This window comes from Corallococcus exercitus, assembly GCF_003611585.1.
GTDB lineage: Bacteria > Myxococcota > Myxococcia > Myxococcales > Myxococcaceae > Corallococcus > Corallococcus exercitus.
In genome coordinates this window covers 1-2,999 of record NZ_RAVW01000683.1, presented here as the reverse complement: position 1 = coordinate 2,999, position 2,999 = coordinate 1, and the positions used below count along the sequence as shown (strand labels likewise).

The window sequence follows — 2,999 nt, the reverse complement described above, 5'->3', positions numbered from 1 at the left end:
GTCCCCACCCGTGGCGCACTCGCGCTGCTGGTGCTGGGCCTCCTCACCAGTGCGCTCGCCATCTATCAATGGATGGAGCTGCTCACGCTGCGCGCCGGTGGCGCCACCAGCTGCGGCATCAACGAGCACGTCAACTGCGAGACCGTCTGGAACTCGGACTTCGCCAGCGCGGTGCACGACACGCTGGGCATCCCCATCGCGGGCCTCGGGCTCGTGTGGGGGCTCACCGCCGTGGGCCTCGCCGCGCTGTACCTCGCGTGGGCCAAGGCGGGGCGCTCCGTGCGTCCGGCCGCCAGCGGCCTGCGCCTGCTGGCGCTCGCGGGCGTCGTGTCCGTGGTCGTCTTCGCCTCCGTCAGCGCCCGCGTGGGCGTGGTGTGCCCCACGTGCCTGGGCACCTACGTGCTGGTGCTCGCGTTCGCGGGCGTGGCGTGGCGCGGGCTGCCCGGCCCCTTCCTGCCCCAGGCGGGCGAGTGGGGCGACACGCTCAAGTGGACCGTGGGCCTTGGCGCCGTCGCCTTCGTGGCCATGCTGATGCCCGGCCGGGCCACGCCGCACGCGCCCAAGTCCGGCGCCTTCCTGCCGCCGGTGGCCGCGAACGCGTCCCAGCCGCAGGACACCTCCAGCGCCACGCCGCCCGCGCCCCCGCCGCCGGCCACGCTGGACGCGTTCCTCAAGAGCCTCCCGTCGGATCAGCTCCAGTTCCTGTCGGACGCGCTGGCCATGTACCGGGCGGCGCAGCCGAAGCTCGCGGCCTATCCGCCGCGCACCCTCTTCGGTCCCGCGGACGCGCCCGTGAAGGTGCTGGAGTGGACCGACAGCAAGTGCCCCCACTGCAAGGCGCTGGTGGAGGAACTGGCCCTCATCAAGCAGCACGCCCCCAAGGGCATGCTGTCCGTGGAGGCGCGGCAGTTCCCGCTGGATGGCCAGTGCAACCCGGCCATCCCGAACCGCGGGCCGGACGCGCTCAGCGTGCGCTGCGCCGCGGCCCGGGCCACGGTGTGCCTGGAGGGCGCGAAGGACTTCTGGACGCTGCGCGAGAAGCTCTTCGCCGCGCAGGCCTTCCTGGACACGGACAAGGTGATGGAGATCGCCAGCTCCGGCTCCGTGGCGCGCCCGCAGCTGGAGGCGTGCATGACGGCGCCGGAGACCATCGGGAAGCTGCGCCAGGACGTTGAATACGCCATGCGCTACAACATCCAGGGCACGCCGCTGGTGCTGGTGAACGGCCGCGAAGTGCCCCCGTCCGCGCCGCTCATCTACGCGCTGGTGCTGGCGAGCGGCAACCCCGACGCCCCGGCCTTCAGCACCCTGCCGCCCCCGCGCTCGCGTGGCTCCTCCGACGGCCACGAGGGCCACGCCCACCCGTAAGGGGCAGGGGAGCCGAAGGACGCCATGGGCAAGCGCGACAAGAAGGACGAGGCCCCGCCGCCGGGGCCCTTCAACAACCCCTTCGCCGCCCTGTCCGCGCAGCGGGACGCGCTGCCTTCCGGGCCGCCCCCGCCCCCGCCTCGGGAGAAGCCGGAGCCCAAGGGGCCCGCGCGCGCCGTGGTGCGCATGGAGCGCAAGGGCCGGGGCGGCAAGGAGGTGACGGTGGTGGAGCAGCTGGGGCTGCCCGCGGCCCAGCTCGACACCTGGCTCAAGGCGCTCAAGGGCGGCCTGGGCTGCGGCGGCGTGGTGGAGGAGGACGCGCTGGTGTTGCAGGGCGACCAGCGCGAACGGCTTCCCGCGCTCCTGGAAGCGCGGGGCGTCCGCAAGGTCATCGTCGGCTGAAAACACGAAGGGGGCCGGAGGAGAACCTCCCGCCCCCTTCAAGCGTCGCGCCGCGCGAAGACTACAGCGCGGCGATGATGGCGTCGGTGAACTCGCGCGTGGTGGCGCTGCCGCCCAGGTCGCCGGTGCGCACCTTGGACTCGCCGCCGTAGACCTTCTGGATGGCGTTGGCCATGCGCTGGGACTCCTCACGCAGGTCCAGCCACTCCAGCATCATCACCGCGGACATCATCAGCGCGGTGGGGTTCGCGATGCCCTTGCCCGCGATGTCCGGGGCGGTGCCGTGCACGGCCTCGAAGACGGCGGTGCGCTCGCCGATGTTGGCGCCCGGCACCATGCCCAGGCCGCCCACCAGGCCCGCGCACAGGTCGCTGACGATGTCGCCGTACAGGTTCTCCAGCACCATCACGTCGAAGCGGGTCGGGTCCTTCACCAGCTGCATGCAGAGGTTGTCGACGATGACCTCGTCGTAGGCGACCTCCGGGAACTCGCGGCTCACCTTGCGGCAGCAGTCCAGGAAGAGGCCGTCCGACAGCTTCATGATGTTCGCCTTGTGGATGGCGGACACCTTCTTGCGGCCGTTCTTCTTCGCGTACTCGAAGGCGAAGCGGGCGATGCGCGTGGAGGCCTTCTCCGTGATGACCTTGATGGCCTCCACGACGCCCGGCACCACGATGTGCTCCAGGCCCGCGTAGAGGTCCTCGGTGTTCTCACGCACCACCACCAGGTCCACGTTCTCGTAGCGCGTCTTGACGTTGGGGACGCTCTTCACCGGGCGCAGGGACGAGTACAGGTCCAGCCGCTTGCGCAGGCCCACGTTCGCGGACGGCAGGCCGCCGCCCACGACGGTGCCGGTGGGGCCCTTGAGCGCCACGCCGCTGCGCAGCACCGCCTCCACCGTCTCGTGGGGCAGGTTGGTGCCGAACTTGGCCACGACTTCCGTGCCCGCGTCCTTGAACTCGAACTCCAGGGGGACCTTGAGGGCTTCCAGGACGCGGATGGTGGCCGCCGAGACTTCCGGACCGATGCCGTCGCCGTTGATGACCGTCACAGTGCGCGTGTTCGCCATGGGGGCGGTTCACACCACAAATCCGGGGGGGCCGGAAGGGCGAAAGCGGCCGGGATTCACCCCTGGGCATGGCCTCCATCAGCCCGGGGGGGCCGTCCGGCCGCTCCGCCGTCCCCCTGGCGGCCCCCTCCCACGGGCTGATGGAGGCCATGCCCAGGGG

General features: G+C 71.8%; 3 protein-coding genes. 2 read left to right on the top strand and 1 reads right to left on the bottom strand.

Annotated elements, in window-relative coordinates; all coding sequences use genetic code 11:
* The coding region (locus D7W79_RS40795) for a vitamin K epoxide reductase family protein (protein ID WP_244222254.1) at window positions 1–1,368 on the top strand (1,368 nt) is incomplete at its 5' end.
* 24 nt (window positions 1,369–1,392) lie between these two features.
* Window positions 1,393–1,770 carry a translation initiation factor gene (locus D7W79_RS40790; protein ID WP_120530586.1) on the top strand — a complete coding sequence of 126 codons (378 nt, stop codon included), beginning with the start codon at window positions 1,393–1,395 and terminating at the stop codon, window positions 1,768–1,770.
* 61 nt (window positions 1,771–1,831) lie between these two features.
* Here D7W79_RS40790 and D7W79_RS40785 read toward each other — a convergent pair whose 3' ends face one another.
* Window positions 1,832–2,839, bottom strand: a complete 1,008-nt coding sequence (locus tag D7W79_RS40785; protein WP_120530585.1) for an isocitrate/isopropylmalate dehydrogenase family protein — start codon at window positions 2,837–2,839, stop codon at window positions 1,832–1,834.
* Between the last annotated feature and the right edge of the window lie 160 nt (window positions 2,840–2,999).

Excerpts from the sequence above, each read along its gene's own strand:
- D7W79_RS40790 (WP_120530586.1), top strand. The coding sequence starts at position 1,393 with ATGGGCAAGCGCGACAAGAAGGACGAGGCCCCGCCGCCGGGGCCCTTC.
- D7W79_RS40785 (WP_120530585.1), bottom strand. The coding sequence starts at position 2,839 with ATGGCGAACACGCGCACTGTGACGGTCATCAACGGCGACGGCATCGGT.